14 protein-coding genes and 1 pseudogene are annotated in these 12187 nt (G+C 65.5%); 3 read left to right on the forward strand and 12 right to left on the reverse strand.

Annotated features, from left to right (window positions below; all coding sequences use genetic code 11):
* Positions 1-2: 2 nt before the first annotated feature.
* The 5 genes and pseudogenes from SSA01S_RS19060 to SSA01S_RS08370 form a co-directional block, all read right to left on the reverse strand.
* Positions 3-236 (reverse strand): annotated as a pseudogene (locus SSA01S_RS19060) (DUF2155 domain-containing protein); the annotation flags it as partial.
* A 206-nt stretch (positions 237-442) separates the two neighbouring features.
* Positions 443-835: an NADH:ubiquinone oxidoreductase subunit NDUFA12 gene (locus SSA01S_RS08355; protein WP_061780021.1), complete on the reverse strand. Its 393-nt coding sequence runs from the start codon at positions 833-835 to the stop codon at positions 443-445.
* A 289-nt stretch (positions 836-1124) separates the two neighbouring features.
* A complete protein-coding gene (locus SSA01S_RS08360) occupies positions 1125-1625 on the reverse strand; it encodes a DUF192 domain-containing protein (protein ID WP_061780022.1) in 501 nt (166 codons plus the stop codon).
* The gene (locus SSA01S_RS08365) at positions 1622-2191 is read right to left on the reverse strand and encodes a cold-shock protein (protein WP_058735009.1); all 570 of its coding nucleotides are present in this window, start codon (positions 2189-2191) and stop codon (positions 1622-1624) included. Before SSA01S_RS08365 ends, SSA01S_RS08360 begins: the two co-directional genes overlap by 4 nt.
* A 145-nt stretch (positions 2192-2336) precedes the next feature.
* Positions 2337-2867 carry a regulatory protein RecX gene (locus SSA01S_RS08370; protein ID WP_244885631.1) on the reverse strand — a complete coding sequence of 177 codons (531 nt, stop codon included), beginning with the start codon at positions 2865-2867 and terminating at the stop codon, positions 2337-2339.
* Between the two features lie 128 nt (positions 2868-2995).
* Between SSA01S_RS08370 and SSA01S_RS08375 the strand changes: the two genes are divergently transcribed.
* Positions 2996-4750, forward strand: a complete 1755-nt coding sequence (locus SSA01S_RS08375; RefSeq protein ID WP_061780024.1) for a fatty acyl-AMP ligase — start codon at positions 2996-2998, stop codon at positions 4748-4750.
* 299 nt (positions 4751-5049) lie between these two features.
* Here the strand turns inward: SSA01S_RS08375 and SSA01S_RS08380 are convergent, their stop codons facing one another.
* Both SSA01S_RS08380 and SSA01S_RS08385 read right to left on the reverse strand, forming a co-directional pair.
* On the reverse strand, positions 5050-5388 hold the full coding sequence (locus tag SSA01S_RS08380; protein WP_061780025.1) for a DUF3140 domain-containing protein: 339 nt from the start codon (positions 5386-5388) through the stop codon (positions 5050-5052).
* Positions 5389-5435: 47 nt separating this feature from the next.
* Positions 5436-6818, reverse strand: a complete 1383-nt coding sequence (locus tag SSA01S_RS08385; RefSeq protein WP_061780045.1) for a hypothetical protein — start codon at positions 6816-6818, stop codon at positions 5436-5438.
* A 209-nt stretch (positions 6819-7027) separates the two neighbouring features.
* Between SSA01S_RS08385 and SSA01S_RS08390 the strand changes: the two genes are divergently transcribed.
* Positions 7028-7576 (forward strand): isochorismatase family protein, encoded by a 549-nt coding sequence (locus SSA01S_RS08390; protein ID WP_061780026.1) that lies wholly within the window; start codon positions 7028-7030, stop codon positions 7574-7576.
* Positions 7577-7653: 77 nt separating this feature from the next.
* Here SSA01S_RS08390 and lpdA read toward each other — a convergent pair whose 3' ends face one another.
* The 5 genes from lpdA to SSA01S_RS08410 are packed head-to-tail and all read right to left on the reverse strand — an operon-like array spanning position 7654 to position 11582.
* Entirely contained in the window at positions 7654-9066 is a 1413-nt protein-coding gene (gene lpdA / locus SSA01S_RS08395) for a dihydrolipoyl dehydrogenase (RefSeq protein WP_061780027.1), read from the reverse strand.
* Positions 9059-9628 (reverse strand): hypothetical protein, encoded by a 570-nt coding sequence (locus SSA01S_RS19480; protein WP_156477715.1) that lies wholly within the window; start codon positions 9626-9628, stop codon positions 9059-9061. Before SSA01S_RS19480 ends, lpdA begins: the two co-directional genes overlap by 8 nt.
* Positions 9628-10014 (reverse strand): acyl-CoA thioesterase, encoded by a 387-nt coding sequence (locus SSA01S_RS08400; protein ID WP_061780028.1) that lies wholly within the window; start codon positions 10012-10014, stop codon positions 9628-9630. The genes SSA01S_RS19480 and SSA01S_RS08400 overlap by 1 nt, the downstream gene beginning before the upstream one ends.
* Positions 10011-10223 (reverse strand): hypothetical protein, encoded by a 213-nt coding sequence (locus tag SSA01S_RS08405; RefSeq protein ID WP_061780029.1) that lies wholly within the window; start codon positions 10221-10223, stop codon positions 10011-10013. Before SSA01S_RS08405 ends, SSA01S_RS08400 begins: the two co-directional genes overlap by 4 nt.
* Before the next feature lie 18 nt (positions 10224-10241).
* Positions 10242-11582 carry a pyruvate dehydrogenase complex dihydrolipoamide acetyltransferase gene (locus tag SSA01S_RS08410; RefSeq protein ID WP_061780030.1) on the reverse strand — a complete coding sequence of 447 codons (1341 nt, stop codon included), beginning with the start codon at positions 11580-11582 and terminating at the stop codon, positions 10242-10244.
* Positions 11583-11711: 129 nt separating this feature from the next.
* On the opposite strand from SSA01S_RS08410, the gene SSA01S_RS08415 reads away from it, so the two are divergent.
* On the forward strand, positions 11712-12167 hold the full coding sequence (locus SSA01S_RS08415; protein ID WP_058718056.1) for a universal stress protein: 456 nt from the start codon (positions 11712-11714) through the stop codon (positions 12165-12167).
* Positions 12168-12187: the final 20 nt, after the last annotated feature.

Below are 12187 nucleotides of genomic sequence, written 5' to 3' on the forward strand. Positions count from 1 at the left end.
TCCTTGTACAGCCAGCCTGAAAAGGCCCGCCGCCAGCGCTGATCTGCGCCGCGCACGTCAAGCTGCACGAACGCGCCGGTCAGCGGCTCCGGCTCCCAGGACGCGGTCTTCTCGCACGCGCGCAGACGGACGACCACGTCACCGACGCGGACCGCCTGGCCGGGCTTCAGCGTCAGGTCACGCGAGACACCGTTGCGCTTGTTGAGCAGGCCGATCACGGCGACGCGCTCGGCCATGGGCGTGCCGCCGGTGGGCAAGGCCGCCTGGGCGCCGTCGACCGACTCGATTCCCGATGCCGCGCCGGGACGGTCGGGCAGGATCTGGCTGACCGCCGATTCGGCCGGGTCCGGGCCGCCCTTGTCGATCAGCGCGTGATAGCCGAACCAGCCGCCGACGCCCAGCAAGGCGGCCAGCGCTCCGCCGGCCAGCCAGCGCGAGGTCTTCACCCCTCAGGCGTCCAGGCTTCGTAATCCCCGGTCGCCGCCTGGCGCACGCCGCCCTTTTCCAGCGCGCCGGCGGGGCGATAGGCCATGGCGGTGCCGGTCATGTTCGGAATCGCGGGCTTCTGCCACGCGCGACGCGGCGGCAGCGAGCGGTCGGGCACGTCGTCGACCTGATGGTGCAGCCAGCTGAACCATTCCGCCGGAACCCGGCTGGCATCGTTCGAGCCCTTGTAGATCACCCAGCGACGCGGGCGACCGGCGGTATCGCTACCGCCTTCATAATAGACGTTGCCATGCGCGTCCTCGCCCACCTGCGCCTTGCCGCGCAGACCGAACCAGGTGCCGATGGTGGCGCCGTTCCACCAGGTGAAGGGATTGAGGTTGATGCCCATGATGCGCCGTGTAGCCCGGCTCTCGCCGCCCTTCAACCGCGTTCGTGACGTTGACCGGGCCGGGCCCTTTCGCGCGCCTGTAAAAGCCCCTCCTCCCGGCAGGGGGGAGGGGTTTGGGGTGGGGGCATGGCCGCGAGCGGTAAGCTCTGCGAGACACCCTGCCCTCCCCCCGCCCAATTTCAGGTAAACGATGCCCCGCATCGTTTACCTGAAACTCGCCTGCGGGAGGGGAGTGGCTGTGTTCAGATGACGTGGATCAAAAGATTGGAAGCGGGTGAGGCCGCGATTGTCACTTCGCCCAGCGAACCGAATCGCCTTCGGATATCCCCAGCTCCGCCGATCGTCCGCCGACCAGCTCCAGCACCGCCGCCACCGGCTCGCGCGAGGGGATCGGGGTCTGGCTGAACGGCGTTGTGTTCTCGGCGATGCGCGCGATGGTGCCGTCGGTGCGCAGGAACAGGATGTCGAGCGAGGTGGGCGTGTTCTTCATCCAGAAATTCGCCTCGCGCGGGCCGCCACCCTCGGGCGGATAGGGCGCGAACAACATGCCGCCATCGGGCTTCAGGTCGGTGCGGTACATCAGCCCCTGTTCCTGTTCGGCGGCGGTGCGCGCACGCTCGACCTGAAATTTATGCTGGCCCTGCGCGGTGATGATCGTCACTGCCACCGTCTCGGCGGTCTTTTGCCTCGTCTGCTCGGTCGAGGAGGTGCCCGCCGAACAGGCCGAAAGCGCCAGCCCCAGCGGCGCCAGCGCAAGCGCCGCGGCGACCGTCACACCCTTATACGTCATCCCAAATCCCGTTCCGTCACGATTACCGCCAGCGGCCCCTTGGGACCGTCGACGATACGCGCGGCCAGGGGCTGGCCCGGCTCCACCTCCAGGATGCCGCCGCGCCTGAGCGTCTCCATATGCACGAAGATATCCATGCCGTCGCGGTCCCGCAGCAGGAAACCATAGCCTTTCAGGCGGTTGAACCATTTGACCGATACCGGCTCGGGTGTCCCCGCCCCTTCGACCAAGGCGACCGGATCGATGCGATCGGGGGAACGCGGGCGCCGGGGCTGTTCGGGCACCGCATGGGTCAGGTCGATCGCCACCACGTCGCGTGCCTGATAGCCTCGCCCGCCGCGCACCGCGGTCAGTTCGACCCGCGCGCCCTCGGGCAGGCTGCGTCGGCCATGCGGCTGGAGCACGGTGAAGTGCACCAGCACGTCGCCATATGCCGGATCGTCCGCGACCACGAAGCCAAAGCCCCGCGTCACGTCGAACCATTTCACGACCCCCGCCAGACCAACGGCCGTATCCGCCGTTTCGCTGTCGATGCCGCCCCCCTGATTTGGCGTTTCATCCAGCATCATCGCACCCTTGTACGCCTTGCTAGCATCATTGTTCGCACTCGCAATGCAAGGCCGTTCATTTTTCCTGGTCCGCAGCGGGACGCCGGAGCGGAAGAACCCGTCAAATCAGGGCTTGAGTATCCCCGCAGGCGATTGAGCCTGTTCAGAAATCGTCATCGTCCGGCACCTCGCCGGGCGCGGCCGCGACGATTCGACGGGACAGCTCCACCGAGTGGCCCGCACGCATCATCGCCGCGAATTGCTTGTCGCGCGCCGCCCGGTCCGCTTCACCGGTTCCGTACGGCCCGATTCGCTTGCGCCGGGCAAAGGCGAGGGCGGCATCACGCGCCGCCTCCGCCACCTGGGGGCCGATCGCCTCGTGGTCCTCCGTGCCCACACGCGCGGCGTGCAATGCCTGCGCCACCCGTCGCGCACCCAGGCCACGCCTGGCCAGCGACGCGGCCTTCGCCTCGGCATAGGCGCGGTCATCGATATAGCCGAGCGAGACCATGCGCGCCGCCAACCCTTGGGCGTCGGGCGCCCCCTCCCCCGCCCAGCCCCTTTCGCGCAGCTTGCGGGTCAGGTAATCGACCAGCTTCCCCTCGGTGGTCGCGAAGCGTTCGACGTAACGCAGCGCGAGTCTCTCGAGCAATTTGGGGTCAAGCGGCTTGGGCGGGCGTCGATCGGCGGGCACGCCTTGTTTGTGCCACACTGACACCGGATTTAGAACGCGGGAAGCCGCTATCCGCGGCACAAAAGTTTCATCCGCGCCCGATTGACGATCCGCGGGCGCGCAAAAGCATAAGGGACGAAGGCAAGGCCATGACGATCGAGCACCATCAGGACGACGCGCGCGCCATCATCGCGACGCCGACCGAAGATGCGCTGCCGCGCCGCTTCGCCGACTTCGACACGCTGGGCGAGGCGCTGGACTATGCCGCATCGGGCTCGCGTGGGCTGAACTTCCACGATGCGCGCGGCACCCTGTCGCGGCCCTATCCCTTTGCGGAACTGCGCGAGGACGCGCTGACCTGCGCCCGTCGCCTGATCGCCAGCGGCGTGCAGCCCGAGGATCGCATCGCGCTGGTCGCCGAGACGGGGCCGGAATTCGCCGCCCTGTTCTTCGGCGTGGTCTATGCGGGCGCCTGGCCGGTGCCGCTGCCGTTGCCGACATCGTTCGGCGGGCGCGACAGCTATATCGAGCAGCTGCGTGTCCAGCTCGCCAGCTGCGACCCCAAGATGCTGATCTTCCCGCCCGAACTGGCCCAGATGGCGGGCGCGGCGGCCGAGGCTGCGGGCTGCGAAGGGATCGACTGGGACAGCTTTGCTACCCGCGCGGCCCCCGAGACCGAATTGCCCAAGGCCGATCCGGAGGCGATCGCCTATCTGCAATATTCCAGCGGCTCGACCCGTTTCCCGCATGGCGTGGCGATCACCCATCATGCGCTGCTCAACAATCTGGCGGCGCACAGCCATGGCATGAAGATTCAGGAGAGCGATCGCTGCGTCTCGTGGCTGCCTTGGTATCACGACATGGGTCTGGTCGGCTGCTTCCTGTCGCCGGTCGCCAACCAGGTCTCGACCGATTATCTGAAGACCGAGGATTTCGCGCGTCGTCCTCTGGCGTGGCTGGACATGATCAGCCGCAATCCGGGTACGTCGGTCAGCTATTCGCCGACCTTCGGCTATGACATTTGTGCGCGCCGCATCTCGTCGCAGACCAAGGCGTCGGACCGCTTCGACCTGTCGCGCTGGCGGATCGCGGGCAATGGCGCGGACATGATCCGTCCCGACGTCATGCAGAGCTTCGTCGACGCCTTTGCCGATGCGGGCTTCCCGGCGACCGCCTTCCTGCCGTCCTATGGCCTGGCCGAGGCGACGCTGGCGGTATCGATCATGCCGCCGGGCGAGGGCATTCGCGTCGAACTGGTCGAAGAAACCCAGCTGTCGGGCGGCGCGCAAGGCACCGACCGGCCGCAGCGTTTCCGCGCCATCGTCAATTGCGGCAAGCCCGCGCGCGACATGGTGATCGAAATCCGCGAGGAGGACGGCACCCCCCTGCCCGACGGCGCGATCGGCAAGGTCTGGTGCAAGGGCCCGTCGGTCATGGTCGGCTATTTCCGTGACCAGGCCGCGACCGATGCCTGCCTGGTCGATGGCTGGCTCGACACCGGCGACATGGGGTATATGTCCAAGGGCTATATCTACATCGTCGGCCGCGCCAAGGATATGATCATCGTCAACGGCCGCAACCACTGGCCACAGGATATCGAATGGGCGGTCGAGCAGCTGCCGGGCTTCAAGGCGGGCGACATCGCCGCCTTCGCCATCACCACGCCGGGCGGTGAGGAAACCCCCGCCGTGCTGGTCCAATGCCGCAGCTCGGACGACGAGGAGCGCCTGCGCCTGCGCGACGAAATCCGCGAGCGCGTGCGCGCGGTGACCGGCATGAACTGCGTGATCGAACTGATCCCGCCGCGCACCCTACCCCGCACCAGCTCGGGCAAGCTGAGCCGCGCCAAGGCCCGCAACCTGTATCTGGCGGGCGAGATCAAGCCGTACGACGTCGCGGCCTGAGTTTTCCGGATTTTGAGGTTGGAGGAAGGGGCTCGGTCGAAAGACCGGGCCCTTCCCATATTTGCTGACCTCCATTCGGCCCGAACAAAGTCCAAGGTCACGCACCGTGCGCCACGCTCAAAGCCATGCACCCACACCGGCGCAGGCCGGGGTCCAGTTGGGTTGAGTTGTCGAGGACACCATGGCTGTCGTGGCAACTGGACCCCGGCCTGCGCCGGGGTGGCGACTTTTGTCGGAGCGGCCCGGTAACTGTGGCCTTCGACTTTGCGGCGGCCGAACGGAGCTTGGGAATACCCCCCTCAATCCTTCAACGGATCATGCCCCCAATTCATCAGCGAATAGCGCCACGGCGAATGCTCGACATCCTTGTCCGGCCCGCCCTGCTTCAGATGCCGGTGCACATAGCCGACCACCTTCTTCATATGGGCAAAGTCCTCGTCGGTCAGATCGGCCTTTTTCTTGCGCTTGATCTCGACGATTCGGCGGCCCGACTCATGGCCGACACTCTCCCCCGATCCGCCCTTCTTCTGGCCGACATCCTGCGACTCGTCGGTATCCAGAAACTTCTCCAGCTCGGCCGGGGCCATGTTCACGGCCTCCTTGAAATCGGCGTACACCTGTTCGTGATCGTCGGCCATGCGCGGCTCCTTTCGGGGCGGTCAACGCCGCGCGCGGGCTTCGGGGTTCAGATCAACATCGCATCATAACTTTGCGGCGGCAGCGGCAGGGCCGCGCGTGCGATCCCGCCGACGATCAGCACGACCACCAGTATCGCCCCCGTCGCCAGCACGATCCTTCGGTCACCCCGCCACGGCTTGGCGATGATCATCCCCAGCGCGCACGCCACGATCGGCCATAAATGATAGCGGACATCCGACGCCACGCTGATGACCAGGAAGCTTGTCTCCAGCCCCAGCGCCGAGCCGAACAGCGCCCCCGCAAAGCCATGGCCACGCGTCACCGCCAGCCCTCCGGCTGCCAGCACCAGCCAGACGATCGGCCACATGATCGGCACATCGACCCAGAGTTCCGCCATCTTCTGCCAGGCCAGCGCGGTCCGGCCCGGCTGTCCCAAATGATAGTCATTGGGTTCGCTCCCCTGCGGCGGCGCGGCGTTGATCAAGTGTGCAGGCACCCAGAACCGCCAAGTCGAGTTGACATGCGCCAGCCGCTGCTCGGCATAGGCCAGCGGATGGTGCAGGATAGCAGGCACAAGCCGGGCGTAAATTCGTCCCGGCGGTGTCTTCTCGAACCGCTGGAGCCGGGTGCCGCAGCGGGAGGGTTCGCCCAGCGGGTCCCAGAAAAAGGGTTTTACGCACTGCTTGGCGCGGATGTCCGCCACCTCGGCCGGGGACAAGCTTAGCCTAGGATCATAGGGCACCCGCACCGCAATTCCCGCCAGATCGTATAGCGCCTGAGTCCGCGCGACACCGCTGTGCGCCGCCCCCAGCAGACGGTGATTGATGAAGGGCGCCGCCGCCAGCGTGACGAGGGTCAGAACGATGGTGATCGCGATTCGGCGCGGCCAGCGCTCCGTGACCAGCAGCGCGACGAGCGGGGCGATGGCGAAGATCGCATTGGCGCGGACCAGAGCGGCATAGGCCAGCAACAGTCCTGCCGCAGCCCAGGCCCCGCGCGGCACCGCCTGCCCCCGAAGCCGCCACCAGCCGATGATCCCGACCGCCCCCAGCGTGGCGGCCGTCATCTGCGCATCCTTCAGGATCGCGACCTGCCAGCCGAGCCAGGGCGGCACCAACCCGACCGCCAGCACCATCAATGCACCGCGCGGTCGCCGGTCGACGATCGCCGCCGCCAGCGCCCCCAGCCCCAGCCACCATCCGGCCAGTTGCAGCACCAGCATCGGCTCCGCACCGTGCGGGCCGAACAGCGACCAGAGGCGCGCCATGATCGGCGGGTGCCAGTCGTCATATTGCCCGGTCAGCGCCTGCGCATATTGGCCGACACTGTCATACTGGACGAAGCCCGGCGTGAAGACGATGATGCTGAGCCCGAACAGGATCAGGGTCGCGACAATAATGCGCAGGCGGTGGCTGTAAACGCGGGTCATGACGAATGCGACCGATGCGGCCAAAACCGGATGTTTCGCAAGCGGAATGCGGCATGCCGCCCTCACTCGGGCGCAATCCGAACGGCCACGGATCGATCAATGGACAAAAAGGGGCAGCATTGCCTCGACGATGTCAGGGCGATAGCAGGGCCCTCGCAAAAGCGCGGCGATACGTCCCTACGAAGTGGCTACCGCGTCGGAGAGTGCCGATGGAATCCCAAACCGCCCTTCTCATCATCGATATGCAAATGACGATGCAGCACCGGATCGAGGCCGGACGACCACACGTCAACACCGGCGCCCCCGCTGCCATCGATATGCTGGCCACCGCTTTCCGCGATGCGGGCCACCCGGTGATCCATGTCCGCCATGCCGAAGCCGATCCCGCCTCGCCGATGCATCCGGAAGCCCCCGGCTATGCGCCCATGGCCTGTGCACGCGACCTGCCGGGCGAGTCAGTGTTCGTGAAGTCCAGCTCCTCGGCCTTTGCCAGTACCGGGCTGGAGACCCATTTGCGCGAAAGAGGCATCACCCATCTGGTCGTCGTCGGCGCGGTCGCGGGGTTCTGCGTCAATTCGACGGTGCGCGCGGCCAGCGACCTGGGCTTTGCGGTAACCGTGGTGACCGACGCGGTGATCGGTTTCGACCTGCCCTCGGCCGGGCTCGATGCACAGGTGATCTTCGACGTGACCATGGGCCTGCTGGCCGCAGACTTCGCGACTCTCTGCGACAGCGAGTCGGTGATCGAATTGCTCTGAGAGACACGACGGAACAGCGCCAACGAAAAAGGGGCCCGCCGCAGCGAGCCCCTTTCCAGTAATCCGATCGGCAAGAATCAGATGTGGATCGCGCGTCCATAAGCGGCGAGCACCGACTCGTGCATCGATTCCGAAATGGTCGGGTGGGCGAACACCGTTTCCATCAGCTCGGCCTCGGTCGTCTCCAGCTGGCGGGCGACGACATAGCCCTGGATCATCTCGGTCACTTCCGCGCCGACCATGTGCGCGCCGAGCAGTTCGCCGGTCTTGGCATCGAACACGGTCTTCACGAAGCCCTCGGCCTCGCCCAGCGCGATCGCCTTGCCGTTGCCGATGAAGGGGAACTTGCCGACCTTCACGCTGTATCCGGCTTCCTTGGCCTTCGCCTCGGTGAAGCCGACCGACGCCACCTGCGGACGCGAATAGGTGCAGCCCGGAATATTGCCCTTGTCCATCGCATGCGGATGGACATCCTTGTTGCCCAGCGCCTGCGCAATGGCTTCGGCGGCGATCACGCCCTCATGGCTCGCCTTGTGCGCCAGCCAGGGTGCGCCGGTCACGTCGCCGATCGCCCAGATGCCGTCCACATTGGTGCGGCAGAAGCCGTCGGTCTTGATGTGACCGCGATCGGTGGTGACGCCCAGCTTCTCCAGACCGATATTCTCGGTGTTGGGGACGATGCCGATGGCGACGATCGCGTGGCTGAACTCGGCGGTCTCGACCTTGCCGTCCGGGCCCTTCATCGCGGCCTTCACGCCCGAAGCGGTGGCCTCCAGCTTCTCAAGGCCGGTCTTGGTCTTGATGGTCATGCCGAACTTGGTCAGTTGCTTGGTCATGAACTCGCTGACTTCGGCGTCCTCGACCGGCATGATCCGGTCGAGCATCTCGACGATGGTCACTTCCGCGCCCATGTCGTTGTAGAAGCTGGCGAACTCGACGCCGATCGCGCCCGAGCCGATGACCAGCAGCTTGGTCGGCATGGCGGGCGGCACCATCGCGTGGCGATAGGTCCAGATGCGCTCGCCATCCGCCTTGGCGAAGGGCAGGTCGCGGGCGCGCGCTCCGGTCGCGACGATGATGTGCTTGGCGTCGAGCTCGGTCGTCTTGTCGCCCTGGACGACCGACAGCTTGCCCTTACCCGTGATGGTGCCGACGCCCTCGACGACCGTCACCTTGTTCTTCTTCATCAGGCCCTTGACGCCCGCATTCAGCTGGCCAGCCACCTTGCGGCTGCGATCGACCACCTTGTCGAGGCTGAACGAGGGCTTCTCGACCGACAGGCCGTACTGCGCGGCATGGGTCATATAGTGATAGACCTCCGCCGAGCGCAGCAGCGCCTTGGTCGGGATGCAGCCCCAGTTGAGGCAGATGCCGCCCAGCCGCTCGCGCTCGACGATCGCGACCTTCAGGCCAAGCTGGCTCGCGCGGATCGCCGCGACATAGCCGCCGGGACCCGAGCCGAGGACGATAAGGTCGTAAGTGTCAGCCATAAAGATTTCCTCGGTCTTTCTTCAAATTCACGAAGATGCTTTGGTTTTCCAAAACGGCGTATCGCGATCCGCCCTGGAGCAGAATATCAATCTCTAATTCTTCATCCTGAGGAAATCCCTCAATCCTGATGGAGATTATCCCGCCTTGCGTTGAATACGTCACATTCAATTTCGACGTATTACCTTTCCAGGATGGTCGAAATGACCATACTTTTGCGTATTCACCAACAGCCCAACATAAAAGTATAGGCCGTTCTATATCCTTCAACGGGCTATCAAACAAAAATTTTACGCCCATCACATCCTCAGAAAAGGAGTAGGGAATATGACCAACATCCTCACCCTCCCCCTGATATTTTACATATTTTGGCATATCGCCAAATATCTTGACGATGCGGTACGTTAAATCGACTCGCCCAACCGCGGACTTATCAGCATTTGACAGAACATCAGCATTTTTAGATATGTTGTTTCGGCTACTGCGATACTGCAGCCAAGCAACAACCATTGCACCTAGTCCAGCGATTGAGCCAACTGCGGTCCAGTCAACAGCCTGCGCCATTAATGCGCCATCGGCGGAACGGTGCGCGGCTTGCGGTCCTTGTCGGTCGCGACGAACACGAAGCGGGCCTGGGTCACCTTGGTCGCATCCTCGACGTGACGGGCGCGGCGCCAGGCTTCGACCTCGATCGTCATCGACGTGTTGCCGACCCGGACCAGCGTGGCGTAGACCGACACTTCGTCGCCGACGAGCACGGGGGCGTGGAACTTCATCCCCTCCGCCGCGATCGTGACCGCGCGGCCGCCCGAATGGCGCGACGCCACCGAACCCGCCGCCAAGTCCATCTGGCCCATCAGCCAGCCGCCGAAGATATCGCCATAAGGATTGGCGTCCGACGGCATGGCCGTGACGCGGATGGTCGGGTTCTGATCGGGCAGCGTGCTCATTGTTCGCTATGCCTCCGCGCCATGCGATCGGCGATGCGGGCGCGGTGGAGCGGGCCGACGCCCATCGCCACCGTCGCGACCGCCGCCGCCGCCCCGCACCACCAGATTTCGGTGCGGGCGAGCGGATAGGCCCAGGCGGCGGCCCAGGTCATGACAAGCGCCGCCATCAGCCCCAGGCCGATATAGAACAGCTCCGTCCGAACCCGCATGCCCCCGCCCCCGGCTTATCAGGCCAGCATCGCCAGCGGACGCTCGACCAGTTCCTTGAACACCTTCATCAGCTCGGCGCCATCGGCCCCGTCGATGGCGCGGTGGTCGAAGCTGCCGGTCGCCGACATCACGGTCGCCACGCCCAGCTGGTCGTCGACGATGTACGGACGCTTCTCGCCCGCGCCGATCGCCAGGATCATGCCCTGCGGCGGGTTGATGACCGCCTCGAACTGCTTGATGCCGAACATGCCCATGTTCGAGATCGAGGCCGTGCCGCCCTGGAATTCATGCGGCTGCAGCTTGTTGTCGCGAGCGCGGGCGGCCAGGTCCTTCATCGTGGTCGAGATGGACGACAGCGAACGCGTATCGGCCTCCGACACGATCGGGGTGATCAGGCCCGCCGGGGTCGACACCGCGACCGAGATGTCGGCGCGCTTGAAGCTGATCAGCTGATCCGGCGTGAACATGACGTTGCACTTCGGCACCGCCATCAGCGAGACACCCAGCGCCTTGATGAGCATGTCGTTGACCGACAGCTTCACACCGCGCGATTCGAGACCGGCGTTCAGCTCGCCACGCAGCTTGAGCAGCGCGTCGAGACGGATGTCCACCGTCAGGTAGATGTGCGGAACCTGCTGCTTCGATTCGGTCAGGCGACGCGCAATCGTCTTGCGCATGTTCGACAGCTTCGACGCCTCGTGCGGGATGTCCGGCACCTGGGCGGGCTTGGGCGCTACGGCTGGGGCCGAGGCGGTTTCCGCCGGGGCCGAGGTCGACGCGGCGGGAGCGGCGGCCTTGGCCTGGCCCGGCTGCGCGTTCTCGACGTCGGCCTTCACGATGCGGCCGTTCGGGCCCGAGCCGGTCACGGCGGACAGGTCGAGGCCTTTTTGCGACGCGATGCGGCGCGCCAGCGGGCTGGCGATCGCGCGACTGCCGTTGCTGGCCGGCTTGCTCGAATCAGCGGGCTTGCCGTGATCCTCGGCCTGTTCGAGCGTGCGCTCGGCGGGCTTGGCTTCGCTACCGGTCTTGTTGGGATCGGTCGGGTCGGTCGGCATGGGGTTGGCCGGAGCCGGGGTTTCCGACTTGGACGGCGCCTGGACCGACGAGGCATCCTCGCCCTCTTCGGCCAGGATCGCGATGACGGTGCCGACCTTCACATTGTCGGAACCCTCGGAGACGAGGATCTTGGCGATGACGCCTTCATCCACCGCCTCGAATTCCATGGTGGCCTTGTCGGTTTCGATCTCGGCCATGATATCGCCGGACTTCACCGTATCCCCTTCCTTCACCAGCCATTTGGCCAGCGTGCCTTCCTCCATGGTCGGCGACAGCGCGGGCATCTTGATCTCGATCGACATGGAGGTCCTCTCGGGGCAAACCAATTCCGTAGCGGCCCGTCTCTTGCGCCCGAATTGCGCCCGGTCAAGTCATGGCCTTGCACGAAATAGTATGTAACGGCATCGGTATGTCACAAAATGGGGGCCGCCATGCGTATCTATCTGGTCGTGATCGATGATAGCCCGGAATCGCGCATCGCCTTGCGCTTTGCCGCCCGGCGCGCGGTGAAGACCGGCGGCGGCATCGAAATCCTGACGGTGCTGCCTCCGCAGGAATTTATCGCGTTCGGCGGCGTCCAGGCGACGATCGAGGACGAGGCGCGCCAGCAGGCCGAGGCGCTGCTCGCCAGCGCGGCAGGCACGATCCTGGACGAATCGGGCCTGCGCCCCTCGATCACGGTGCGCGAGGGCGAGGCGCCCAAGGTGATCCGCGAGATCATCGCGGCGAACCCGGATGTCGCGGCGCTGGTGCTGGGCGCGGCGGCGAGCGGCGCGCCGGGCAAGCTGGTCAGTCACTTCTCCGGCACCGACGCGGGCGCGCTGCCGGTGCCGGTGATGATCGTGCCGGGATCGCTGACACCTGAGGCGATCGACCGGTTGAGTTGAAAGAAATTCCTCCCCTGCAA

It is taken from the genome of Sphingomonas sanguinis NBRC 13937, assembly GCF_001591005.1.
Classification (GTDB): Bacteria; Pseudomonadota; Alphaproteobacteria; order Sphingomonadales; family Sphingomonadaceae; genus Sphingomonas; species Sphingomonas sanguinis.

Excerpts from the sequence above, each read along its gene's own strand:
- SSA01S_RS08355 (WP_061780021.1), bottom strand. The coding sequence starts at position 835 with ATGGGCATCAACCTCAATCCCTTCACCTGGTGGAACGGCGCCACCATC.
- SSA01S_RS08360 (WP_061780022.1), bottom strand. The coding sequence starts at position 1,625 with ATGACGTATAAGGGTGTGACGGTCGCCGCGGCGCTTGCGCTGGCGCCG.
- SSA01S_RS08365 (WP_058735009.1), bottom strand. The coding sequence starts at position 2,191 with ATGCTGGATGAAACGCCAAATCAGGGGGGCGGCATCGACAGCGAAACG.
- SSA01S_RS08375 (WP_061780024.1), top strand. The coding sequence starts at position 2,996 with ATGACGATCGAGCACCATCAGGACGACGCGCGCGCCATCATCGCGACG.
- SSA01S_RS08380 (WP_061780025.1), bottom strand. The coding sequence starts at position 5,388 with ATGGCCGACGATCACGAACAGGTGTACGCCGATTTCAAGGAGGCCGTG.
- SSA01S_RS08385 (WP_061780045.1), bottom strand. The coding sequence starts at position 6,818 with ATGACCCGCGTTTACAGCCACCGCCTGCGCATTATTGTCGCGACCCTG.
- SSA01S_RS08390 (WP_061780026.1), top strand. The coding sequence starts at position 7,028 with ATGGAATCCCAAACCGCCCTTCTCATCATCGATATGCAAATGACGATG.
- lpdA (WP_061780027.1), bottom strand. The coding sequence starts at position 9,066 with ATGGCTGACACTTACGACCTTATCGTCCTCGGCTCGGGTCCCGGCGGC.
- SSA01S_RS19480 (WP_156477715.1), bottom strand. The coding sequence starts at position 9,628 with ATGGCGCAGGCTGTTGACTGGACCGCAGTTGGCTCAATCGCTGGACTA.
- SSA01S_RS08400 (WP_061780028.1), bottom strand. The coding sequence starts at position 10,014 with ATGAGCACGCTGCCCGATCAGAACCCGACCATCCGCGTCACGGCCATG.
- SSA01S_RS08405 (WP_061780029.1), bottom strand. The coding sequence starts at position 10,223 with ATGCGGGTTCGGACGGAGCTGTTCTATATCGGCCTGGGGCTGATGGCG.
- SSA01S_RS08410 (WP_061780030.1), bottom strand. The coding sequence starts at position 11,582 with ATGTCGATCGAGATCAAGATGCCCGCGCTGTCGCCGACCATGGAGGAA.
- SSA01S_RS08415 (WP_058718056.1), top strand. The coding sequence starts at position 11,712 with ATGCGTATCTATCTGGTCGTGATCGATGATAGCCCGGAATCGCGCATC.